This is a genomic window from Citrobacter cronae, assembly GCF_016893685.1.
GTDB lineage: Bacteria > Pseudomonadota > Gammaproteobacteria > Enterobacterales > Enterobacteriaceae > Citrobacter > Citrobacter werkmanii.
Genome location: NZ_CP069763.1, coordinates 139,541 through 160,993, shown reverse-complemented (window position 1 = coordinate 160,993; position 21,453 = coordinate 139,541). Strand labels below are relative to the sequence as shown.

Below are 21,453 nucleotides of genomic sequence, written 5' to 3'. Positions count from 1 at the left end.
GTTAGTTCATTTGGTTATTTGTTATTTCTATCCCTTCTTTAGTTGTTACTATGCCCGCCGTTAACCTAATACTCGTCATACTTCGAGCTGCATGTGTGTTGGCTTCACTCTCTTATCCCAGTCACTTACTTCAGTAAGCTCCTGGGATTCGTTCACTTGCCGCCTTCATGCAACTCGAATTATTTAGAGTATTTTCATTTCTTTTTTTGGTGCCATTTGGGCACGAAAAACAGCTTTGCTTACTGGAACATGACAACGCATGACGACACAGGCCCCACCTTCCGCTCTGCTACCGCTAAACCCGGAGCAACTGGCTCGCCTTCAGGCGGCCACGACCGATTTCACTCCCGCGCAGCTTGCGTGGGTTTCTGGTTATTTTTGGGGCGTGCTGAATCAGCAGCCGGGGGCGAATGCAGCGGCTCCTGCGCCTGTTGCCGAAATGCCGGGGATTACGCTTATCTCCGCCTCGCAAACCGGCAATGCGCGTCGTGTGGCGGAAGCCCTGCGCGATGATCTGATTGCCGCGAAGCTCAATGTCACTCTGATCAATGCCGGCGACTACAAATTCAAACAAATCGCCAATGAAAAGTTGCTGGTTGTGGTGGCATCGACTCAGGGAGAAGGAGAACCAGCGGAAGAAGCTGTGGCGTTACATAAATTCCTGTTCTCGAAAAAAGCGCCGAAACTCGATAACACCGCTTTCGCCGTGTTTGCTCTCGGCGATACCTCTTACGAATTTTTCTGTCAGGCCGGTAAAGATTTCGACAGCAAGCTGGCTGAGCTTGGCGGTGAACGTCTGCTCGATCGCGTAGATGCCGACGTCGAATATCAGGCCGCTGCCGCGCAGTGGCGCGCCCGGTTGGTTGATGTACTAAAAGCGCGTGCGCCTGCAGCACCGTCTGTACAAGTTGCAGCGAGCGGTGCGGTAAATGAAGTACATACCAGCCCATACACCAAAGAAGCGCCGCTGACGGCATCCTTGTCGGTGAACCAGAAAATTACCGGTCGTAACTCGGAAAAAGATGTCCGCCATATCGAAATCGATCTCGGTGATTCCGGCCTGCGTTATCAGCCGGGCGACGCGCTGGGCGTGTGGTATCAGAACGATCCGGCTCTGGTGAAAGAGCTGGTTGAACTGCTGTGGCTGAAAGGGGATGAGCCGGTTACGGTGGAAGGAAAAATCCTGCCGCTGGCCGAAGCGCTGGAGTGGCATTTTGAGCTGACGGTCAACACCGCGAATATCGTGGAAAACTACGCCACGCTGACGCGCAGTGAATCGCTGCTGCCGCTGGTGGGCGATAAAGCCCAGCTTCAGCAGTATGCGGCTACCACGCCAATCGTCGATATGGTGCGTTTCTCCCCGGCACAGCTTGATGCCGAAGCATTAATCGGCCTGCTGCGTCCACTGACGCCGCGCCTGTACTCTATCGCCTCTTCACAGGCGGAAGTTGAAAGCGAAGTGCACGTGACCGTCGGCGTCGTGCGTTACGACATCGAAGGTCGTGCCCGCGCCGGTGGTGCTTCCAGCTTCCTCGCCGACCGCGTGGAAGAAGAGGGCGAAGTGCGCGTGTTCATTGAGCACAACGACAACTTCCGCCTGCCGGCGAACCCGCAGACCCCGGTGATTATGATTGGTCCGGGCACCGGTATCGCGCCGTTCCGCGCCTTTATGCAGCAGCGCGCCGCCGACGGTGCGGAAGGTAAGAACTGGCTGTTCTTCGGGAACCCGCACTTCACCGAAGACTTCCTCTACCAGGTCGAATGGCAGCGCTACGTGAAAGAAGGCGTGCTGAACCGTATCGATCTGGCTTGGTCCCGCGATCAAAAAGAAAAAATCTACGTACAAGACAAACTGCGCGAACAGGGCGCGGAGCTGTGGCGCTGGATTAATGACGGTGCCCACATTTATGTCTGCGGCGACGCCAGGCGCATGGCCGCAGATGTCGAAAAAGCATTGCTGGAAGTGATTGCTGAGTTCGGTGCAATGGACATCGAAGCGGCGGATGAATTTTTAAGTGAGCTGCGCGTTGAGCGCCGTTATCAGCGAGATGTCTACTAATGAGCGAAAAATACCCAGGGCCTTTAGTGGTCGAAGGCAAACTGACTGACGCCGAGCGCATGAAGCGTGAAAGTAATTTCCTGCGCGGCACCATCGCGGAAGACCTGAATGACGGTCTGACCGGCGGTTTTCACGGCGATAATTTCCTGCTGATTCGTTTCCACGGCATGTACCAGCAGGATGACCGCGACATTCGCGCCGAGCGCGCCGAGCAGAAGCTGGAGCCGCGCCATGCGATGTTGCTGCGCTGTCGTCTGCCGGGCGGGGTGATCACCACCACCCAGTGGAAGGCCATCGATAAATTCGCCGCTGACAACACGATTTACGGCAGCATCCGTCTGACCAACCGTCAGACCTTCCAGTTCCACGGCATTCTGAAGAAGAACGTCAAGCCGGTGCATCAGATGTTGCACTCCGTCGGGCTGGACGCGCTGGCGACCGCCAACGACATGAACCGTAACGTGCTGTGCACCTCCAACCCGTATGAGTCCGAGCTGCACGCCGAGGCCTACGAGTGGGCGAAAAAGATCTCTGAACATCTGTTGCCGCGCACCCGCGCCTATGCGGAGATCTGGCTCGATCAGGAGAAGGTCGCCACCACCGACGAAGAACCGATCCTCGGCGCGACTTATCTGCCGCGTAAATTTAAAACCACGGTGGTGATCCCGCCGCAGAATGATATCGATCTGCACGCCAACGACATGAACTTCGTGGCGATTGCCGAAAACGGCAAGCTGGTGGGCTTTAACCTGTTGGTCGGCGGTGGTCTGTCTATTGAGCACGGTAATAAGAAAACCTACGCGCGTACGGCAAGCGAGTTCGGCTTCCTGCCGCTGGAGCATACCCTGGCCGTGGCCGAAGCGGTGGTGACGACCCAGCGTGACTGGGGTAACCGTACCGACCGTAAAAACGCGAAAACCAAATATACCCTGGAGCGCGTCGGTATCGACACCTTTAAGGAAGAGGTTGAGCGCCGCGCGGGGATCAAGTTTGAGCCGATCCGCCCGTATGAATTTACCGGTCGTGGCGATCGCATCGGTTGGGTGAAAGGGATCGACAACAACTGGCACCTGACGCTGTTTATCGAAAACGGTCGTATCCTGGATTATCCTGGACGTCCGCTGAAAACCGGTTTACTGGAGATCGCGAAGATCCACAAAGGCGATTTCCGCATCACCGCTAACCAGAACCTGATTATTGCCAGCGTGCCGGAAAGCCAGAAAGCGAAGATCGAGAAGCTGGCACGCGACCACGGGTTGATGAATGCGGTGAAACCGCAGCGTGAAAACTCGATGGCCTGCGTGTCGTTCCCGACCTGTCCGCTGGCGATGGCGGAGGCCGAGCGTTTCCTGCCGTCGTTTACGGACAAAGTGGAAGCGATTCTGGAAAAACACGGCATTCCTGACGAGCATATCGTGATGCGCGTGACCGGCTGCCCGAACGGCTGTGGCCGCGCGATGCTGGCGGAGCTGGGTCTGGTGGGCAAAGCCCCGGGGCGTTACAACGTGCATCTGGGCGGCAACCGCATGGGAACGCGTATTCCGCGTATGTATCGCGAAAATATTACGGAAGCGGAAATTCTCGATTCCATTGACGAACTGGTTGGGCGCTGGGCGAAAGAGCGCGAAGCGGGTGAAGGCTTCGGCGATTTTACGGTGCGTGCGGGCATCATTCGCCCGGTGCTCGATCCAGCACGTGATTTCTGGGAATAAGTTCCCTTTGCCTGGTGACACGACGGTTTTGTAGGCCTGATAAGCGTAGCGCTATCAGGCATAAGATGAGGTAATCATGTCCGTACTTGATCTACACGCATTGAACGACCTGCCGAAAGTTGAACGCGTTATGGCGCTGGCGGAAACTAACAGCCAACTGGAAAAGCTGGACGCCGAAGGCCGCGTGGCGTGGGCACTGGAGAATTTGCCGGGAGAATATGTGCTTTCTTCCAGCTTTGGTATTCAGGCCGCAGTAAGCCTGCATCTGGTGAATCAGATCCGCCCGGATATCCCGGTAATTCTGACCGATACCGGCTATCTGTTCCCGGAAACCTACCAGTTTATTGACGAGTTAACGGACAAACTCAGGCTGAATCTGCAAGTCTATCGGGCGAAGGAGAGTGCTGCCTGGCAGGAAGCACGCTATGGCAAACTGTGGGAGCAGGGCGTTGAGGGCATTGAGAAATACAATGACATCAACAAAGTCGAGCCGATGAACCGGGCGCTAAAAGAGCTGAAAGCACAGACCTGGTTTGCGGGCCTGCGCCGCGAGCAGTCAGGCAGCCGGGCGCATTTGCCGGTACTGGCAATTCAGCGCGGCGTGTTTAAAGTGCTGCCGATCATCGACTGGGATAACCGTACCGTTTACCAGTATCTGCAAAAGCACGGGCTGAAATATCACCCGCTGTGGGACCAGGGCTATCTGTCGGTGGGCGATACGCATACCACCCGCAAATGGGAGCCGGGCATGGCGGAAGAAGAGACGCGCTTCTTCGGCTTGAAGCGCGAGTGCGGGCTGCACGAAGGGTAATATGAGCCTCGGTAAGCGTTATGCATTACCGGGGCTCTTTTTTTTCAGGATTACCCTGCCTTCGCCAGCTCTTTTACCAGCGGCAGCATGATGCGTACCACGTCGCGGCTGCGGTGCTCTATCCGGCCCGGTAACGCTTTATCGATATGCTGTTGGTTATCCAGACGCACATCGTGCCAGCTGTTGCCATCCGGGAATGAAGGACTTTTGGCGCGTTGTTGATAGCCATCTTTCTTGCCCAGGTTCCAGTTGGTCGCTTCAACGGAAAGGACGGCAATTCCCGCGTTATCGAACACCTCTGCGTCGTTACAGCAGCCGGTACCTTTCGGATAGTCTTTGTTCAGTCCGGGGTTGGTGCTGGCGACAATACCGCGGCTGCGTGCGATGACCAGCGCCCGGTCGCGCGTCAGTTTTCGTACGGCTTCCGGGGTTCTTTTCCCACTGTTGAAATAGAGCTTATCGCCAACGATCAGGTTATCGAGGTTGATAACCAGCAGCGTATTTTTCTTCTCGGCGGCGCTCATTCGCTTAAGGATGTTCTCTGCGCCGAGTTTGCCTTCCTCTTCACCGCTGGTGGCGATAAAGCGAATACCGTACTGCGTCGGCACATTTTTGAGTCGTTCAGCCAGCTCCAGCATCACGCCCACCCCTGCGGCGTTGTCGTCGATACCCTGTAGGGTTAATCCACCCAGATTGGCATCGGAATCGGCGTCGCTTTGCGCGGCGTAGGTGTCGAGGTGCGCCATGATAATAATCTGCTGTGGCGCTTTGCCTTCATGGGCTGCAATGACGGTACTGCCCGTTACGTTATGCCAGTTTTTACGATTATCTTTGGCGGTATAAATATAGCGGCTGTTAAACGTCCGAATATCACTGCTATAGCCCATCTGCTGAAATTGCTGACGTATATAATCAGCAGATAACATTTCTGCCGGAGAACCCGTCACACGGCCTGGGAAGAATGTGGCGATGTAGCGTGCCTGGGTATTTGCGAAATCTCCGGGCTTCGAAGATGTTGCCTGTGCGGGAAGGATAAAGCACGCGCCGAGCGCCAGGGCGGTAGTCAGGTGGCGCAATGCGGAAAACATAGTGAGTCCTTAAATACCAAGCAGAAATTTTTAGCCGCTAGTATGAAACCGTGATCGCGGTAAAACAATTTCATTTGCTCCTAAATGCCCGAAATCCGGTGGCTTAAGCACTTTTTGATATTTGCTTTTCCAGATCGTTATTCCTTTGAGGAACTACTCATTCCAATTCGTAATTTCATTCGCCTCCTTGCCCTCCCTATAGTCAGGTTATCTGAGCATCGTTAGCAAAATAACGGCATTACATAGGAACGGTTATGGATCAAAAACGACTTACCCACCTGCGGCAACTGGAAGCGGAAAGCATCCATATCATTCGTGAGGTGGCCGCCGAGTTTTCTAATCCGGTGATGATGTATTCCATCGGCAAAGATTCCAGCGTAATGCTGCATCTGGCGCGCAAAGCGTTTTATCCTGGCACGCTGCCGTTCCCCTTGCTGCACGTTGATACCGGTTGGAAATTTAGCGAGATGTATGAATTTCGTGACCGTACGGCGAAAGCCTACGGCTGCGAACTGCTGGTGCATAAAAACCCGGAAGGGGTGGCGATGGGCATCAACCCCTTTGTCCACGGCAGCGCCAAGCATACCGATATTATGAAAACCGAAGGGCTTAAGCAGGCGCTGAACAAATACGGTTTTGACGCCGCGTTCGGCGGCGCACGCCGTGATGAGGAGAAATCGCGCGCCAAAGAGCGCATTTACTCCTTCCGCGATCGCTTCCATCGCTGGGACCCGAAAAATCAGCGTCCGGAACTGTGGCACAACTACAACGGACAAATTAACAAAGGCGAAAGCATTCGCGTATTCCCGCTCTCTAACTGGACCGAACAGGATATCTGGCAGTACATCTGGTTGGAAAATATCGACATCGTACCTTTGTACCTGGCGGCTGAGCGTCCGGTGCTGGAGCGTGATGGCATGCTGATGATGATTGATGACGACAGAATCGATCTGCAACCCGGCGAAGTGATTAAAAAGCGCATGGTGCGTTTCCGCACGCTTGGCTGCTGGCCGCTGACCGGCGCGGTGGAGTCGAATGCGCAGACGCTGCCGGAAATTATTGAAGAGATGCTGGTCTCAACCACCAGTGAACGTCAGGGGCGCGTGATTGACCGCGACCAGGCGGGCTCCATGGAGCTGAAGAAACGTCAGGGGTATTTCTAAGGAGCCGCCATGAATACGACACTTGCACAACAAATTGCTAATGAAGGCGGCGTTGAAGCCTGGATGGTTGCTCAGCAACACAAAAGCCTGCTGCGTTTTTTAACCTGCGGTAGCGTGGATGACGGGAAAAGTACCCTGATTGGTCGACTGCTGCACGATACCCGGCAGATCTATGAAGATCAGCTCTCATCGCTGCATAACGACAGTAAACGCCACGGCACCCAAGGCGAAAAACTCGATCTGGCGCTATTGGTTGACGGCTTGCAGGCCGAGCGCGAGCAGGGCATCACCATCGACGTGGCTTATCGTTATTTCTCCACCGAGAAGCGCAAATTTATTATTGCGGATACCCCCGGTCACGAACAGTACACCCGCAACATGGCGACCGGTGCGTCGACCTGCGACCTGGCGATCCTGTTGATCGATGCGCGTAAAGGCGTGCTCGCTCAGACCCGTCGTCACAGCTTTATCTCCACGCTGCTTGGGATCAAGCACCTGGTGGTAGCGATCAACAAAATGGATCTGGTGAGCTTTAGCGAAGAGACATTTAACCGCATCCGCGAAGACTATCTCACGTTTGCTGAACAACTGCCGGGCAACCTGGATATCCGTTTTGTGCCGCTCTCCGCTCTGGAAGGCGATAACGTGGCTTCGCAAAGCGTCAGCATGCCATGGTACAGCGGTCCGACGCTGCTCGAAGTGCTGGAAACCGTTGAGATCCAGCGCATTGTCGATACCCAGCCGATGCGTTTCCCGGTGCAGTATGTGAACCGACCAAATCTGGATTTTCGTGGTTATGCCGGAACGCTGGCCTCCGGTAGCGTGCAGGTAGGGCAACGCGTCAAGGTGTTACCGTCCGGCGTTGAGTCGAGCGTGGCGCGGATCGTTACCTTTGATGGTGATTTACAGCAAGCGCATGCCGGTGAAGCGATCACCCTGGTGCTGAAAGATGAGATTGATATCAGCCGGGGCGACCTGCTGCTGGATGCAGGTGAAGCGTTGCCAGCGGTACAAAGCGCTGCCGTTGATGTGGTGTGGATGGCGGAACAGCCGCTGTCGCCGGGGCAGAGCTACGACATCAAAGTTGCCGGCAAGAAGACCCGCGCGCGCGTGGACACCGTGCAGTACCAGGTCGATATTAACAACCTGACCCAGCGTGAGGTCGACGCGTTACCGCTGAACGGCATTGGTCTGGTTAATCTGACGTTTGATGAACCGCTGGTGTTGGATACCTATCAGCAGAACCCGGTTACGGGTGGGTTGATTATCATTGACCGCCTGACTAACGTCACCGTCGGCGCGGGGTTGGTGCGTGAGCCTATCATCCAGGAGCAGGCCGCCGCTTCTCAGTTCAGCGCGTTTGAACTGGAGCTGAATGCGCTGGTGCGTCGCCACTTCCCACACTGGGGTGCGCGCGATCTGCTGGGAGGCAAATAATGGCGCTGCATGACGAAAACGTCGTCTGGCATGCCCATCCTGTTACACCGCAACAGCGGGAGCAACGCCAAGGTCACCGTGGTGTTGTGCTGTGGTTTACCGGACTGTCTGGCTCCGGTAAATCTACCGTAGCGGGAGCGCTGGAAGAAGCGTTGCACAAGCTGGGCGTCAGCACTTATCTGCTGGATGGCGATAACGTGCGTCACGGCCTGTGCAGCGATCTGGGGTTTAGCGATGCCGATCGTAAGGAGAATATCCGTCGGGTTGGCGAGGTGGCTAACCTGATGGTGGATGCCGGTCTGGTAGTTCTGACCGCCTTTATCTCTCCGCATCGCGCCGAGCGAAAAATGGTCCGCGAGCGCGTTGGCGCAGGGCGTTTTATTGAGGTTTTTGTCGATACGCCATTAGCAACGTGCGAAGCGCGCGACCCAAAAGGGCTGTATAAAAAAGCCAGGTCGGGGGAGTTGCGCAATTTCACCGGAATTGATTCGGTATACGAAGCGCCTGAATCGCCAGAGATTCATCTGGATGGTGAACAATTGGTAACAAATTTGGTTCCCCAATTATTAGACCTGCTGAGGCAGGGAGATATTATCAGATCCTGAGACACCCGAGCTTACATGCCCGGTCAGTCACGGTCACAGGATTAGATATGCGTAACAGCCATAACATTACTATTACAGAGTCAGAGACCTTCGCTACCGACGACGAAACCACCTGGTCCCTACCAGGGGCCGTGGTCGGTTTTGTAGCGTGGCTGCTGGCGCTGGGGTTCCCATGTCTGATGTATGGCCCTAACACACTGTTTTTCTTCCTTTATACCTGGCCTTTCTTCCTCGCGTTGCTGCCCGTGGCGATTGTGGCGGGTATTGCCCTGCACTCGCTATTAAAAGGAAAGCTGCTACTGAGCATTACCAGCACCCTACTGGTGGTGGGTGGAATGTTTAGCGCGCTATTCTTTTGGCTTTTGGGCTAGGCTAAGAGCGTTTTAAACGATCGCCGATGTCGTTCACTGTCTGGTCATAATTCAAACCGTAACCAACAATGAGATTATGTTCTCCTTACACGGGGTATACGTAACAACGGGCAAATGTGGTACATTTGCCCGCGTTGTCGCGGCATTCCCGTCCGTTGATGTAAAGTCGTCTACGGAAGTTATGGGATGTTAATGCCGTTTTTCAGGGGGCAGGATGGGTAAACTTACGCTGCTGTTGCTGGCTTTATTAGTCTGGCTACAGTATTCGCTGTGGTTCGGTAAGAACGGCATACATGACTATAGTCGCGTCAACGATGATGTTGCTGCGCAGCAGGCTACAAACGCGAAACTTAAAGCGCGTAACGATCAGCTCTTTGCCGAAATTGACGATCTCAATGGCGGACAAGAGGCTATTGAGGAGCGCGCGCGCAACGAACTCAGCATGACTAAGCCGGGCGAAACTTTTTATCGTCTGGTGCCTGACGCGTCTAAACGCGCCCAGACTGCAGGGCAAAACAATCGATAAATCGTCCAGGGATCTAACATGGCAGCCACTTTATTGGACGTTTGCGCCGTGGTGCCGGCTGCCGGATTTGGCCGCCGAATGCAAACAGAGTGTCCTAAGCAGTACCTCTCAATTGGCAATAAAACCATTCTTGAACACTCGGTTGATGCGCTACTGGCCCATCCCCGGGTGACGCGAGTCGTCATCGCTATCAGCCCAGGCGACAGCCGCTTTGCCCAACTTCCACTTGCCGCGCATCCGCAAATTACCGTAGTGGATGGCGGCAACGAACGTGCCGATTCTGTCCTTGCCGGTTTGCAAGCCGCAGGAGATGCGCGTTGGGTGCTGGTGCATGACGCCGCGCGTCCGTGTCTGCATCAGGATGACTTAGCACGTTTGCTGGCAATCAGTGAAACCAGCCGCACTGGCGGGATCCTGGCGGCACCCGTACGCGATACGATGAAACGCGCTGAACCGGGCCGCACAGACATTGCCCATACGGTCGATCGTACCGACTTATGGCATGCGTTAACGCCGCAGTTTTTCCCTCGCGAGCTGTTGCACGACTGCCTGACCCGTGCGCTCAACGAAGGCGCAACCATTACGGACGAAGCTTCGGCGCTGGAATATTGCGGTTTTCATCCGCAACTGGTCGAAGGACGCGCTGACAACATCAAAGTCACCCGCCCGGAAGACCTGGCGCTGGCGGAGTTTTATCTCTCCCGAACAATCCATTTGGAGAATGCTTAATGCGAATCGGACACGGTTTTGACGTACACGCTTTTGGCGGCGTTGGCCCAATTATCATTGGCGGCGTGCGCATCCCGTATGAAAAAGGACTGCTGGCGCATTCTGATGGTGATGTGGCGTTACATGCGCTAACCGATGCCTTGCTGGGCGCGGCGGCGCTGGGTGACATCGGTAAACTCTTCCCGGATACCGACCCGGCCTTTAAAGGTGCAGATAGCCGCGAATTATTGCGTGAAGCCTGGCGGCGTATTCAGGCGAAAGGCTATACGCTTGGTAATGTGGATGTGACGATTATTGCTCAGGCGCCGAAGATGCTGCCGCACATTCCGCAAATGCGCGTATTTATTGCCGAAGATCTTGGCTGCCATATGGATGATGTTAACGTGAAAGCGACCACCACGGAAAAACTCGGTTTCACCGGGCGTGGGGAAGGGATTGCCTGTGAAGCGGTGGCGTTACTCATTAAGGCAACGAAATGACTGCGTTTGAGAATCTGACATATCTTCATGGTAAACCACTGGGCCATGGCGTCCTGAAAGCCAATCCGGAAGACTTTGTCGTCGTCGAAGATCTAGGCTTCGAACCGGATGGCGAAGGCGAGCACATTTTGGTGCGCATCATGAAAAACGGCTGCAATACCCGTTTTGTCGCTGACGCGCTGGCGAAGTTCCTGAAAATTCACGCCCGTGAAGTGAGCTTTGCCGGGCAAAAAGATAAGCATGCGGTCACGGAACAGTGGCTGTGCGCGCGCGTGCCGGGCAATGTAATGCCTGATTTAAGCAAATTTGAGCTCGAAGGCTGTAAAGTGCTGGAGTACGCGCGCCACAAGCGTAAGCTGCGTTTAGGGGCGCTGAAAGGCAACGAATTTACGCTGGTGCTGCGTGAAGTGAGCGAGCGAAATGATGTTGAAGCGCGATTACAGGCGATTAGCGAGCGCGGCGTACCGAACTATTTTGGCGCTCAGCGTTTTGGGATCGGCGGCAGCAACCTGCAAGGGGCGCTGCGCTGGGCGCAAAGCGATGCGCCGGTGCGCGATCGCAATAAACGCAGTTTTTGGTTGTCGGCGGCCCGTAGCGCGTTGTTTAATCAGATCGTCAGTGAACGCTTGAAAAAAACAGACTTTAATCAAGTTGTTGACGGCGATGCGCTACAATTGTCGGGACGCGGAAGCTGGTTTGTCGCCACGCAGGAAGAACAGACTGAATTACAGCGTCGCGTCGATGACAAAGAATTGATGATTACAGCGGCATTACCGGGTAGCGGTGAGTGGGGAACTCAGCGCGACGCGCTGGTGTTTGAAGAAAGCGCTGTTGCGGATGAAACCGTGCTGCAGTCTCTGCTATTGCGCGAGAAAGTCGAGGCATCGCGACGCGCTATGTTGCTGTATCCACAACAATTAAGCTGGAACTGGTGGGATGACGTAACCGTTGAGTTACGCTTCTGGCTACCGGCAGGTAGCTTCGCCACCAGTGTAGTAAGGGAACTTATTAACACAATGGGTGATTATGCGTATATTGCTGAGTAACGATGATGGGGTCCATGCACCCGGTATACAAACGCTGGCGAAAGCCCTGCGTGAGTTTGCTGACGTACAGGTGGTTGCCCCGGATCGTAACCGCAGTGGCGCGTCTAACTCGCTGACGCTGGAATCTTCACTTCGCACGTTTACCTATGATAACGGCGATATCGCCGTACAAATGGGTACGCCCACCGACTGCGTCTATCTGGGCGTGAACGCGTTAATGCGTCCGCGTCCGGACATTGTCGTTTCTGGTATTAACGCAGGTCCTAATCTCGGGGATGATGTCATCTATTCCGGTACCGTTGCGGCGGCAATGGAAGGTCGTCACCTTGGGTTCCCTGCGCTGGCTGTCTCGCTTGATGGCCATAAGCACTACGATACTGCTGCGGCAGTAACCTGTCGTATCTTACGGGCGCTGAGTCGTGAACCGCTGCGCACCGGGCGTATTTTAAATATTAACGTTCCGGATCTACCGCTGGATCAGATTAAAGGCATCCGCGTCACCCGCTGCGGCAGCCGCCATCCGGCGGATCAGGTTATTCCACAGCAGGATCCGCGCGGAAATACGTTGTACTGGATTGGGCCGCCGGGGGAAAAATGCGACGCCGGGCCGGATACCGATTTTGCCGCCGTCGATGAAGGCTATGTTTCCATCACGCCGCTGCATGTCGATTTAACCGCCTACGGCGCGCATGAGGTGGTTTCGAGCTGGTTGGACAGCGTGGGAGTCGACACGCAATGGTAAGCAGACGCGTACATACTCTTCTTGAACAATTACGTGCGCAGGGCATCCGAGATGAGCATGTCCTGGATGCACTCGCCGCCGTGCCGCGTGAGAAATTCATTGATGAGGCGTTTGAACATAAGGCCTGGGACAATATTGCCTTGCCGATTGGTCAGGGGCAGACGATTTCGCAGCCTTATATGGTTGCACGCATGACTGAGCTGCTTGAGCTAACGCCGCAATCGCGGGTGCTGGAAATTGGCACTGGCTCCGGCTACCAGACGGCGATTCTGGCGCATCTGGTGCAGCATGTATGCTCCGTTGAGCGTATTAAAGGCCTGCAATGGCAGGCGCGTCGTCGCCTGAAACAGCTGGATTTACACAATGTTTCTACCCGTCACGGTGATGGATGGCAGGGCTGGCAAGCGCGAGCCCCGTTTGACGCTATCATTGTAACGGCAGCCCCGCCGGAGATCCCAACTGCGCTGATGATGCAGCTGGATGAAGGCGGTATTCTCGTCTTACCCGTGGGCGATGAGCACCAGTTCCTGAAGCGGGTGCGTCGTCGGGGAGGCGAATTTATTATTGATACCGTGGAGGCCGTACGTTTTGTTCCCTTAGTAAAAGGGGAGCTTGCGTAGACACTGGCTCTGAATACCTGGAGTTTTCCTGGATATTCTGGAATTAGTCAGCGTATCGTGTCGATGCTTTTGCACGGTGATTACGTTACGGGTTTTAACCAAATTTTCCTGGGGGATAAATGAGCGCGGGAAGCCACAAATTTACCATTCGCCGTATTGCGGCATTGTCACTGGTTTCATTATGGCTGGCAGGTTGTTCAAACACCTCGAATCCACCAGCGCCGGTCAGCTCGGTTGACGGCGGTGCATCCTCGAACACCAGTTCCGGCATGCTGATTACGCCTCCGCCAAAAATGGGCTCGACGTCGACAGTACAACAGACGCCACAGATCCAACCGGTGCAGACTCCGACTACGCAACCAACGCAAATTCAACCTGTTGCAGAACAGCCTGTACAGATGGAAAACGGTCGTATCGTGTACAACCGTAAGTATGGGAATATTCCGAAAGGTAGCTACACGGGCGGCAGCACCTATACTGTCAAGAAAGGCGACACACTTTTCTATATTGCCTGGATTACCGGGAACGATTTCCGTGACCTCGCACAGCGCAATAACGTTCCGGCCCCGTATAGCCTGAATGTCGGCCAAACTCTGCAAGTGGGCAACGCCTCGGGTACACCGATTACCGGTGGGAATGCCATCACCCAGGCGGATGCAGCACAGCAAGGAGTTGTGACCAACCCTGCACAAAATTCCACCGTTGCTGTTGCTTCGAAACCAACAATTACGTATTCTGAGGATTCAGGTGAACAAAGTGCTAACAAAATGTTGCCGAACAACAAGCCTGCTGGGACAGTTGTCACAGCGCCAGTAACGGCTCCAGCAGTTAGCACAACCGAAACAACTGCAAGCTCAACGTCGACCAGCGCGCCAATCTCTACCTGGCGCTGGCCAACTGACGGCAAAGTGATCGAAAACTTTGCGGCTACCGAAGGTGGCAATAAAGGGATCGACATTGCAGGCAGCAAAGGACAGGCTATTGTCGCGACCGCAGATGGACGCGTCGTTTATGCCGGTAACGCGCTGCGTGGTTACGGTAATCTTATTATCATCAAACATAACGATGATTACCTGAGCGCCTACGCCCATAACGATACAATGCTGGTCCGGGAACAACAAGAAATCAAGGCGGGGCAGAAAATAGCTACCATGGGTAGTACCGGAACCAGTTCAACACGCTTGCATTTTGAAATTCGTTACAAGGGGAAATCCGTAAACCCGCTGCGTTACTTGCCGCAGCGATAATTCGGCGGAACCAGGCTTTCACTTGCTAGTTCCGTTAGGGATCACGGGTAGGAGCCACCTTTATGAGTCAGAATACGCTGAAAGTTCATGATTTAAATGAAGATGCGGAATTTGATGAGAACGGAGTAGAGGCTTTTGATGAGAAAGCCTTGAGTGAAGAGGAACCCAGTGATAACGACCTGGCTGAAGAAGAGCTGTTATCGCAGGGGGCCACACAGCGTGTGTTGGACGCGACTCAGCTTTACCTTGGTGAGATTGGTTATTCACCACTGTTAACAGCCGAAGAAGAAGTTTATTTTGCGCGTCGCGCACTGCGTGGAGATGTCGCCTCTCGCCGCCGCATGATTGAAAGTAACCTGCGTCTGGTGGTGAAAATTGCTCGCCGTTATGGCAATCGCGGTCTGGCATTGCTGGACCTGATTGAAGAGGGCAATCTGGGGCTTATCCGTGCCGTCGAGAAGTTTGACCCGGAACGCGGGTTCCGCTTCTCAACATACGCAACGTGGTGGATCCGTCAGACGATCGAACGGGCTATTATGAACCAAACCCGTACGATCCGACTGCCGATTCATATTGTAAAAGAGCTGAACGTCTATCTGCGTACCGCGCGTGAGTTGTCGCATAAACTGGACCATGAACCGAGCGCAGAAGAGATTGCTGAACAACTGGATAAACCGGTTGATGACGTCAGCCGTATGCTCCGACTCAACGAGCGCATTACCTCGGTAGACACCCCGCTGGGTGGCGATTCCGAAAAAGCGTTGCTGGACATCCTGGCCGATGAAAAAGAAAACGGCCCGGAAGACACCACGCAAGACGATGATATGAAACAGAGCATCGTCAAATGGCTGTTCGAACTGAACGCCAAACAGCGTGAAGTGCTGGCACGTCGTTTCGGTCTGCTGGGGTATGAAGCTGCGACACTGGAAGATGTGGGCCGCGAAATCGGTCTTACGCGTGAACGTGTTCGTCAGATTCAGGTTGAAGGCCTGCGTCGTCTGCGCGAAATTCTGCAGACTCAGGGGCTGAATATCGAAGCGCTGTTCCGCGAGTAAGCACAAGTTCCATCAAGAAAGGCCAGTCTCATCGAGACTGGCCTTTTTCTTTAGCGCTACCGCTTATTGGTCGGCACATATTGTCCGATGGCGCTTTGCTTATCGGGCCTACAAAGACATCACCCAAAACCGCCATCCGAACGATTATCCCATCATCTTACGCACCAGTTGAGTAAACTGTTTGCGCTCTTCCTCGCTCAGTCTGCCCAGAAACTCATCATCCACGCGATCTCCTACCGGGGTTGCGCTGGCCAATAGTGCTTCTCCTTGCGCAGTCAAATAAACAAACCGCCGACGCTTATCCGCCGGGTCGTGATCCCGCCTGACCAGCCCACGCTTTTCCATCCGGCTCAGCATTTCCGCAAGTGTGGCTTTGGTGCAGACCGCTGCCTCCATCAGGGCGACCTGTTCAATGCCGGGCTGTTCGGCAATGGCGCGCATCACCGCGTACTGCGGTTTGGTTAGCTCTGGTAACTCATGTTGCCAGCGAGCCGTATGCTGCTGAAAAAGCTGACGTAAAAGATGAAATGCTTTATTGCGTAACGGCATGAGAGCTCCGGGATATCGGTCAGTCTCTATCATAGCGGGTTACGCCTCCTTTTTTAACCATCGCTGTTTTAGCTATCCGTGCGCGGTGGCCTTGCCCACAATGAATTGTGGGAGTATTTTAATCAAAATGTTCGTACACGAACAAATTGAGGGGTTGAATGAGACTGATCGTAGGAATGACGGGGGCTACCGGCGCACCGCTCGGCGTGTCGCTACTACAGGCGCTGCGGGAAATGCCGGGGGTGGAAACCCATCTGGTGCTGTCGAAATGGGCAAAAACGACCATTGAGCTGGAAACGCCGTACAGCGTCCGCGATGTATCCGCACTGGCAGACTATTGCCACAACCCCGCGGACCAGGCCGCGACCATCTCCTCCGGATCGTTTCGTACTGACGGCATGATCATTATCCCCTGCAGCATGAAAACGCTGGCCGGTATTCGCGCAGGTTACGCGGAAGGGCTGGTGGGGCGCGCCGCAGACGTGGCGCTGAAAGAAGGGCGCAAACTGGTGCTGGTGCCGCGTGAAATGCCGCTCAGCACCATCCATCTGGAAAACATGCTCGCGCTTTCCCGCATGGGCGTGGCGATGGTCCCGCCAATGCCCGCGTTTTACAACCATCCGCAAACGGTCGATGACATTACCCAGCACATTGTCGCGCGCGTGCTCGACCAGTTTGGGCTTGAACACCCTAACGCCCGTCGTTGGCAGGGATTACGACAGGCGCAGAATTTTGCACAGGAGAACGAATAATGGCATTTGATGATTTGCGCAGCTTTTTGCAGGCGCTGGACGACCAGGGACAACTGCTGAAAATCAGTGAGGAAGTTAACGCCGAGCCGGATCTGGCTGCGGCGGCTAATGCGACCGGGCGTATTGGTGATGGCGCGCCTGCGCTGTGGTTTGACAATATTCGCGGTTTTACCGATGCCCGCGTGGCGATGAACACCATCGGTTCATGGCAGAATCACGCCATCTCTTTAGGTCTTCCACCAAATACCCCGGTGAAAAAACAGATTGATGAGTTTATCCGTCGCTGGGATAAATTTCCGGTTGCCCCGGAACGTCGTGCGAACCCGGCATGGGCTGAAAATACCGTCGACGGCGAAGACATTAATCTTTTCGACATTCTGCCGCTGTTTCGCCTGAACGATGGCGACGGCGGTTTCTACCTGGATAAAGCCTGCGTGGTGTCGCGCGATCCGCTGGATCGGGACAACTTCGGCAAACAGAACGTCGGCATCTACCGCATGGAAGTGAAGGGCAAACGTAAGCTCGGTCTGCAACCGGTGCCAATGCATGATATCGCGCTGCACCTGCATAAAGCGGAAGAGCGCGGTGAAGATTTGCCGATTGCCATCACGCTGGGTAATGATCCCATCATCACTTTGATGGGCGCCACGCCGCTGAAATACGATCAGTCTGAATACGAGATGGCGGGAGCGCTGCGTGAAAGCCCGTATCCTATCGCTACCGCGCCGCTCACCGGTTTTGACGTGCCGTGGGGCTCTGAAGTGATCCTCGAAGGGGTCATTGAAAGCCGTAAACGCGAAATCGAAGGTCCGTTTGGCGAGTTTACCGGCCACTATTCCGGTGGACGCAATATGACCGTGGTGCGTATCGATAAAGTCTCTTATCGCAGCAAACCGATTTTTGAATCACTCTATCTCGGTATGCCGTGGACCGAAATCGACTACCTGATGGGCCCGGCGACCTGCGTACCGCTTTATCAACAATTGAAAGCCGAATTCCCGGAAGTGCAGGCGGTGAACGCCATGTACACCCACGGACTGCTGGCGATTATTTCCACCAAAAAACGCTACGGCGGCTTTGCCCGCGCGGTGGGGCTGCGTGCTATGACCACGCCGCACGGCCTGGGTTACGTGAAGATGGTGATTATGGTTGATGAAGACGTTGACCCGTTCAACCTGCCGCAGGTGATGTGGGCGCTCTCCTCGAAGGTCAATCCGGCGGGCGATCTGGTGCAACTGCCGAATATGTCGGTGCTGGAACTTGATCCCGGTTCCAGTCCGGCGGGGATTACCGACAAGCTCATCATCGATGCCACGACACCGGTTGCACCGGATAACCGAGGTCATTACAGCCAACCGGTATGTGATTTACCGGAAACAAAAGCCTGGGCTGAAAAGCTGACCGCCATGCTGGCCAACCGTAAATAAGGAGTAGCAGATGATTTGTCCACGTTGTGCCGATGAACATATTGAAGTGATGGCGAACTCGCCGGTAAAAGGTGTCTGGACCGTATATCAGTGCCAGCATTGTCTGTACACCTGGCGTAATACCGAGCCGCTACGCCGTACCAGCCGCGAGCATTATCCGCAAGCGTTTCGCATGACGCAGAAAGATATCGACGATGCGCCAATGGTGCCAAGTATCCCGCCGCTGCTGGCGGAAGATAAGCGTTAATCAAAAAATGCCGGGTGCGGCGAAGCCATACCCGGCACAACGGCGTTACACCAGACTTTTTAACCGATAGATCCATTCCAGCGCCTGGCGAGGCGTGAGTGAATCCGGGTCGAGATTTTCCAGCGCTTCAACGGCGGGAGATGTTTCTTCCGCAACCGAAAGCAGCGACATCTGTGTACCATCGACCTGGGTTGCGGCAACATTTGGCGCGATGCTTTCCAGTTCGCGCAGTTTTTGCCGCGCACGTTTTATGACCTCTTTCGGCACACCTGCCAGGGCTGCTACCGCCAGGCCATAGCTCTTGCTCGCCGCGCCATCCTGTACGCTGTGCATAAAGGCGATGGTATCGCCATGCTCTAACGCATCCAGATGTACATTCGCGACGCCTTCCATCTTCTCCGGTAACTGAGTCAGTTCGAAGTAGTGGGTGGCGAACAATGTTAATGCTTTGATTTTATTCGCCAGGTTTTCTGCGCACGCCCATGCCAGCGACAGGCCGTCGTAGGTTGAAGTGCCGCGTCCAATCTCATCCATCAGCACCAGGCTGTTTTCGGTAGCGTTATGCAGAATGTTGGCGGTTTCGGTCATCTCAACCATGAAGGTGGAACGACCTGATGCCAGATCATCCGCCGCGCCAACGCGGGTAAATATACGGTCGATAGGCCCTATCTCGACTTTTTGTGCCGGGACATAGCTGCCGATATACGCCAGCAGCGCAATCAATGCGGTCTGGCGCATATAGGTACTTTTCCCCCCCATGTTCGGCCCGGTGATGATCAGCATCCGGCGCTGTGGGGAAAGGTTGAGCGGGTTGGCGATAAACGGCTCTGTCAGCACCTGCTCCACCACCGGGTGACGGCCCTCGGTAATGCGAATGCCGGGTTTATCGGTGAAGATCGGACAGGTGTAATTCAACGTATAAGCACGTTCTGCGAGGTTGACCAGGACGTCCAGCTCCGCCAGCGCGCTGGCGCTCTGTTGTAAATCAGCCAGATGCGGCAGCAGCATATCGAACAGCTCGTCGTATAGCTGTTTTTCCAGTGCCAGCGCCTTACCTTTGGAGGTCAGAACTTTGTCTTCATACTCTTTCAGTTCTGGAATAATGTAGCGTTCAGCGTTTTTCAACGTCTGGCGACGCACGTAATTAATTGGCGCCAGATGGCTCTGTCCACGACTGATCTGAATGTAGTATCCGTGAACGGCGTTGAATCCAACTTTCAGCGTATCAAGACCCGTGCGTTCGCGCTCGCGGATCTCCAGTCTGTCGAGGTAGTCGGTTGCGCCATCGGCCAGCGCTCGCCACTCGTCCAGCTCTTCGTTATAGCCAGACGCGATGACGCCGCCGTCGCGTACCAGCACCGGTGGAGCTTCCACGACGGCGCGTTCCAGCAGTTCACGCAGCTCCGCAAACTCCCCCATTTTCTCACGCAGCATCTGCACCGGGGCGCTGTCTACGTTTTCCAGTTGCGCGCGTAGTTCTGGGAGTTGCTGGAAAGCGTGGCGCATGCGGGCCAGATCGCGCGGGCGCGCGGTACGCAGAGCGAGACGCGCCAGAATGCGTTCCAGATCGCCCACCTGACGCAGCACGGGTTGCAATTCGCTGGTGATATCCTGTAGCGCGCCGATGGTTTGTTGGCGTTCAGTGAGGATTTTGGTGTCGCGGACCGGCATATGCAGCCAGCGCTTGAGCATACGGCTGCCCATCGGTGTTACGGTGCAGTCGAGTACCGAAGCCAATGTGTTTTCAACGCCGCCAGCCAGGTTCTGGGTGATCTCCAGATTGCGGCGGGTGGCGGCATCCATAATGATGCTGTCCTGCTGACGCTCCATGGTGATGGAACGAATATGCGGCAGTGAGGTACGCTGGGTATCTTTCACATATTGCAGCAGACAGCCCGCAGCGCATAATCCGCGCGGGGCGTTCTCAACGCCAAAGCCAATCAGGTCTCGTGTGCCAAACTGCAGATTTAACTGCTGACGGGCAGTATCAATTTCAAATTCCCACAGCGGACGACGGCGCAGGCCGCGACGTCCTTCAATCAGTGAGGTTTCTGCAAAATCTTCGGCATACAGCAGTTCAGCCGGGTTAGTTCGCTGCAGTTCGGCGGCCATGGTCTCGCGGTCGGCAGGCTCGCTAACGCGAAAACGCCCGGAGCTGATGTCCAGCGTGGCATAGCCGTAGCCTTTGCTGTCCTGCCAGACGGCGGCCAGCAGGTTGTCCTGGCGCTCCTGTAACAGCGCTTCATCACTGATGGTGCCGGGCGTAACGATGCGCACAACTTTACGCTCCACCGGTCCTTTGCTGGTGGCCGGATCGCCAATCTGTTCGCAAATAGCGACGGATTCCCCTTGATTGACCAGCTTGGCAAGGTAGTTTTCTACCGCATGGTGGGGAATACCCGCCATTGGGATGGGCTCGCCTGCGGATGCGCCGCGCTTAGTCAGGGAGATATCAAGCAGCTGAGACGCGCGTTTCGCATCGTCATAAAACAGTTCATAAAAGTCGCCCATGCGGTAAAACAGCAGTATTTCCGGGTGCTGAGCTTTCAGCTTGAGATACTGCTGCATCATTGGGGTGTGGGCGTCGAGATTATCGATTGTACTCATGGAGTTGTGTCCAGTTCCCTGATTTTCAATGGATTGCGATATTCTTGTTTTCGTTGTTATCACATAAGAGGCACATGATAACGGAGATATGCTTTTCAGGGAAAGCGGGGAAGGATGACTTCTCGATCCAGATTCCGCTCCGGGGCGACTCAGACGATGACAATGTATTCTGGGGAGGGGA

General features: G+C 54.9%; 21 protein-coding genes. 18 read left to right on the top strand and 3 right to left on the bottom strand.

The window, feature by feature from the left end:
- The first annotated feature begins 259 nt into the window (after window positions 1-259).
- From cysJ to cysH, 3 genes are all read left to right on the top strand, one after another.
- Window positions 260-2,059, top strand: a complete 1,800-nt coding sequence (gene cysJ / locus JSN25_RS00750) for an NADPH-dependent assimilatory sulfite reductase flavoprotein subunit (RefSeq protein ID WP_085048821.1) — start codon at window positions 260-262, stop codon at window positions 2,057-2,059.
- The gene (gene cysI, locus JSN25_RS00745; protein ID WP_069324551.1) at window positions 2,059-3,771 is read left to right on the top strand and encodes an assimilatory sulfite reductase (NADPH) hemoprotein subunit; all 1,713 of its coding nucleotides are present in this window, start codon (window positions 2,059-2,061) and stop codon (window positions 3,769-3,771) included. Before cysJ ends, cysI begins: the two co-directional genes overlap by 1 nt.
- Before the next feature lie 76 nt (window positions 3,772-3,847).
- A complete protein-coding gene (cysH, locus tag JSN25_RS00740; protein ID WP_085048822.1) occupies window positions 3,848-4,582 on the top strand; it encodes a phosphoadenosine phosphosulfate reductase in 735 nt (244 codons plus the stop codon).
- Between the two features lie 50 nt (window positions 4,583-4,632).
- On the opposite strand, the gene JSN25_RS00735 is transcribed toward cysH, so the two are convergent.
- Window positions 4,633-5,670 (bottom strand): aminopeptidase, encoded by a 1,038-nt coding sequence (locus JSN25_RS00735; RefSeq protein ID WP_085048823.1) that lies wholly within the window; start codon window positions 5,668-5,670, stop codon window positions 4,633-4,635.
- A 254-nt stretch (window positions 5,671-5,924) separates the two neighbouring features.
- Here JSN25_RS00735 and cysD point away from each other — a divergent pair, with 254 nt between their 5' ends.
- The 12 genes from cysD (at window position 5,925) to rpoS (ending at window position 15,690) form a co-directional block, all read left to right on the top strand.
- Complete coding sequence (gene cysD, locus JSN25_RS00730; protein ID WP_003034152.1) at window positions 5,925-6,833, top strand: sulfate adenylyltransferase subunit CysD; 909 nt, start codon at window positions 5,925-5,927, stop codon at window positions 6,831-6,833.
- 9 nt (window positions 6,834-6,842) lie between these two features.
- The gene (gene cysN, locus JSN25_RS00725) at window positions 6,843-8,270 is read left to right on the top strand and encodes a sulfate adenylyltransferase subunit CysN (protein WP_204525379.1); all 1,428 of its coding nucleotides are present in this window, start codon (window positions 6,843-6,845) and stop codon (window positions 8,268-8,270) included.
- Window positions 8,270-8,875 (top strand): adenylyl-sulfate kinase, encoded by a 606-nt coding sequence (cysC, locus tag JSN25_RS00720; RefSeq protein WP_204525378.1) that lies wholly within the window; start codon window positions 8,270-8,272, stop codon window positions 8,873-8,875. The genes cysN and cysC overlap by 1 nt, the downstream gene beginning before the upstream one ends.
- A 47-nt stretch (window positions 8,876-8,922) precedes the next feature.
- Entirely contained in the window at window positions 8,923-9,246 is a 324-nt protein-coding gene (locus tag JSN25_RS00715; RefSeq protein WP_038633162.1) for a DUF3561 family protein, read from the top strand.
- A gap of 214 nt (window positions 9,247-9,460) precedes the next feature.
- Window positions 9,461-9,772 (top strand): cell division protein FtsB, encoded by a 312-nt coding sequence (gene ftsB, locus JSN25_RS00710; RefSeq protein WP_003034163.1) that lies wholly within the window; start codon window positions 9,461-9,463, stop codon window positions 9,770-9,772.
- Window positions 9,773-9,790: 18 nt separating this feature from the next.
- Window positions 9,791-10,501 carry a 2-C-methyl-D-erythritol 4-phosphate cytidylyltransferase gene (ispD, locus tag JSN25_RS00705; RefSeq protein WP_038633159.1) on the top strand — a complete coding sequence of 237 codons (711 nt, stop codon included), beginning with the start codon at window positions 9,791-9,793 and terminating at the stop codon, window positions 10,499-10,501.
- The gene (gene ispF, locus JSN25_RS00700) at window positions 10,501-10,980 is read left to right on the top strand and encodes a 2-C-methyl-D-erythritol 2,4-cyclodiphosphate synthase (RefSeq protein WP_003034167.1); all 480 of its coding nucleotides are present in this window, start codon (window positions 10,501-10,503) and stop codon (window positions 10,978-10,980) included. The genes ispD and ispF overlap by 1 nt, the downstream gene beginning before the upstream one ends.
- On the top strand, window positions 10,977-12,026 hold the full coding sequence (gene truD, locus JSN25_RS00695) for a tRNA pseudouridine(13) synthase TruD (RefSeq protein ID WP_204525377.1): 1,050 nt from the start codon (window positions 10,977-10,979) through the stop codon (window positions 12,024-12,026). The genes ispF and truD overlap by 4 nt, the downstream gene beginning before the upstream one ends.
- On the top strand, window positions 12,007-12,768 hold the full coding sequence (gene surE / locus JSN25_RS00690; RefSeq protein ID WP_038633152.1) for a 5'/3'-nucleotidase SurE: 762 nt from the start codon (window positions 12,007-12,009) through the stop codon (window positions 12,766-12,768). Before truD ends, surE begins: the two co-directional genes overlap by 20 nt.
- Entirely contained in the window at window positions 12,762-13,388 is a 627-nt protein-coding gene (gene pcm, locus JSN25_RS00685) for a protein-L-isoaspartate O-methyltransferase (protein WP_038633150.1), read from the top strand. The genes surE and pcm overlap by 7 nt, the downstream gene beginning before the upstream one ends.
- Window positions 13,389-13,552: 164 nt before the next feature.
- Entirely contained in the window at window positions 13,553-14,635 is a 1,083-nt protein-coding gene (gene nlpD, locus JSN25_RS00680; RefSeq protein ID WP_233623724.1) for a murein hydrolase activator NlpD, read from the top strand.
- A 62-nt stretch (window positions 14,636-14,697) separates the two neighbouring features.
- A complete protein-coding gene (rpoS, locus tag JSN25_RS00675; RefSeq protein WP_000081498.1) occupies window positions 14,698-15,690 on the top strand; it encodes an RNA polymerase sigma factor RpoS in 993 nt (330 codons plus the stop codon).
- 144 nt (window positions 15,691-15,834) lie between these two features.
- Here the strand turns inward: rpoS and JSN25_RS00670 are convergent, their stop codons facing one another.
- On the bottom strand, window positions 15,835-16,239 hold the full coding sequence (locus JSN25_RS00670; protein ID WP_038633140.1) for a MarR family winged helix-turn-helix transcriptional regulator: 405 nt from the start codon (window positions 16,237-16,239) through the stop codon (window positions 15,835-15,837).
- 158 nt (window positions 16,240-16,397) lie between these two features.
- On the opposite strand from JSN25_RS00670, the gene JSN25_RS00665 reads away from it, so the two are divergent.
- Genes JSN25_RS00665 through JSN25_RS00655 form a run of 3 tightly spaced genes read left to right on the top strand, consistent with a single transcriptional unit; the run spans window position 16,398 to window position 18,665 of the window.
- Window positions 16,398-16,991, top strand: a complete 594-nt coding sequence (locus JSN25_RS00665; RefSeq protein WP_204525376.1) for a non-oxidative hydroxyarylic acid decarboxylases subunit B — start codon at window positions 16,398-16,400, stop codon at window positions 16,989-16,991.
- Complete coding sequence (locus JSN25_RS00660; protein ID WP_038633134.1) at window positions 16,991-18,418, top strand: non-oxidative hydroxyarylic acid decarboxylases subunit C; 1,428 nt, start codon at window positions 16,991-16,993, stop codon at window positions 18,416-18,418. The genes JSN25_RS00665 and JSN25_RS00660 overlap by 1 nt, the downstream gene beginning before the upstream one ends.
- Window positions 18,419-18,428: 10 nt before the next feature.
- Window positions 18,429-18,665 carry a non-oxidative hydroxyarylic acid decarboxylases subunit D gene (locus JSN25_RS00655; RefSeq protein ID WP_038633131.1) on the top strand — a complete coding sequence of 79 codons (237 nt, stop codon included), beginning with the start codon at window positions 18,429-18,431 and terminating at the stop codon, window positions 18,663-18,665.
- A gap of 45 nt (window positions 18,666-18,710) precedes the next feature.
- Here JSN25_RS00655 and mutS read toward each other — a convergent pair whose 3' ends face one another.
- Complete coding sequence (gene mutS, locus JSN25_RS00650) at window positions 18,711-21,272, bottom strand: DNA mismatch repair protein MutS (protein WP_038633127.1); 2,562 nt, start codon at window positions 21,270-21,272, stop codon at window positions 18,711-18,713.
- Between the last annotated feature and the right edge of the window lie 181 nt (window positions 21,273-21,453).

Excerpts from the sequence above, each read along its gene's own strand:
- JSN25_RS00670 (WP_038633140.1), bottom strand. The coding sequence starts at position 16,239 with ATGCCGTTACGCAATAAAGCATTTCATCTTTTACGTCAGCTTTTTCAG.
- rpoS (WP_000081498.1), top strand. The coding sequence starts at position 14,698 with ATGAGTCAGAATACGCTGAAAGTTCATGATTTAAATGAAGATGCGGAA.
- cysJ (WP_085048821.1), top strand. The coding sequence starts at position 260 with ATGACGACACAGGCCCCACCTTCCGCTCTGCTACCGCTAAACCCGGAG.
- JSN25_RS00665 (WP_204525376.1), top strand. The coding sequence starts at position 16,398 with ATGAGACTGATCGTAGGAATGACGGGGGCTACCGGCGCACCGCTCGGC.
- JSN25_RS00655 (WP_038633131.1), top strand. The coding sequence starts at position 18,429 with ATGATTTGTCCACGTTGTGCCGATGAACATATTGAAGTGATGGCGAAC.
- cysI (WP_069324551.1), top strand. The coding sequence starts at position 2,059 with ATGAGCGAAAAATACCCAGGGCCTTTAGTGGTCGAAGGCAAACTGACT.
- JSN25_RS00735 (WP_085048823.1), bottom strand. The coding sequence starts at position 5,670 with ATGTTTTCCGCATTGCGCCACCTGACTACCGCCCTGGCGCTCGGCGCG.
- pcm (WP_038633150.1), top strand. The coding sequence starts at position 12,762 with ATGGTAAGCAGACGCGTACATACTCTTCTTGAACAATTACGTGCGCAG.
- cysD (WP_003034152.1), top strand. The coding sequence starts at position 5,925 with ATGGATCAAAAACGACTTACCCACCTGCGGCAACTGGAAGCGGAAAGC.
- surE (WP_038633152.1), top strand. The coding sequence starts at position 12,007 with ATGCGTATATTGCTGAGTAACGATGATGGGGTCCATGCACCCGGTATA.
- JSN25_RS00715 (WP_038633162.1), top strand. The coding sequence starts at position 8,923 with ATGCGTAACAGCCATAACATTACTATTACAGAGTCAGAGACCTTCGCT.
- mutS (WP_038633127.1), bottom strand. The coding sequence starts at position 21,272 with ATGAGTACAATCGATAATCTCGACGCCCACACCCCAATGATGCAGCAG.
- JSN25_RS00660 (WP_038633134.1), top strand. The coding sequence starts at position 16,991 with ATGGCATTTGATGATTTGCGCAGCTTTTTGCAGGCGCTGGACGACCAG.
- cysC (WP_204525378.1), top strand. The coding sequence starts at position 8,270 with ATGGCGCTGCATGACGAAAACGTCGTCTGGCATGCCCATCCTGTTACA.
- ispF (WP_003034167.1), top strand. The coding sequence starts at position 10,501 with ATGCGAATCGGACACGGTTTTGACGTACACGCTTTTGGCGGCGTTGGC.
- truD (WP_204525377.1), top strand. The coding sequence starts at position 10,977 with ATGACTGCGTTTGAGAATCTGACATATCTTCATGGTAAACCACTGGGC.
- ftsB (WP_003034163.1), top strand. The coding sequence starts at position 9,461 with ATGGGTAAACTTACGCTGCTGTTGCTGGCTTTATTAGTCTGGCTACAG.
- cysH (WP_085048822.1), top strand. The coding sequence starts at position 3,848 with ATGTCCGTACTTGATCTACACGCATTGAACGACCTGCCGAAAGTTGAA.
- ispD (WP_038633159.1), top strand. The coding sequence starts at position 9,791 with ATGGCAGCCACTTTATTGGACGTTTGCGCCGTGGTGCCGGCTGCCGGA.
- cysN (WP_204525379.1), top strand. The coding sequence starts at position 6,843 with ATGAATACGACACTTGCACAACAAATTGCTAATGAAGGCGGCGTTGAA.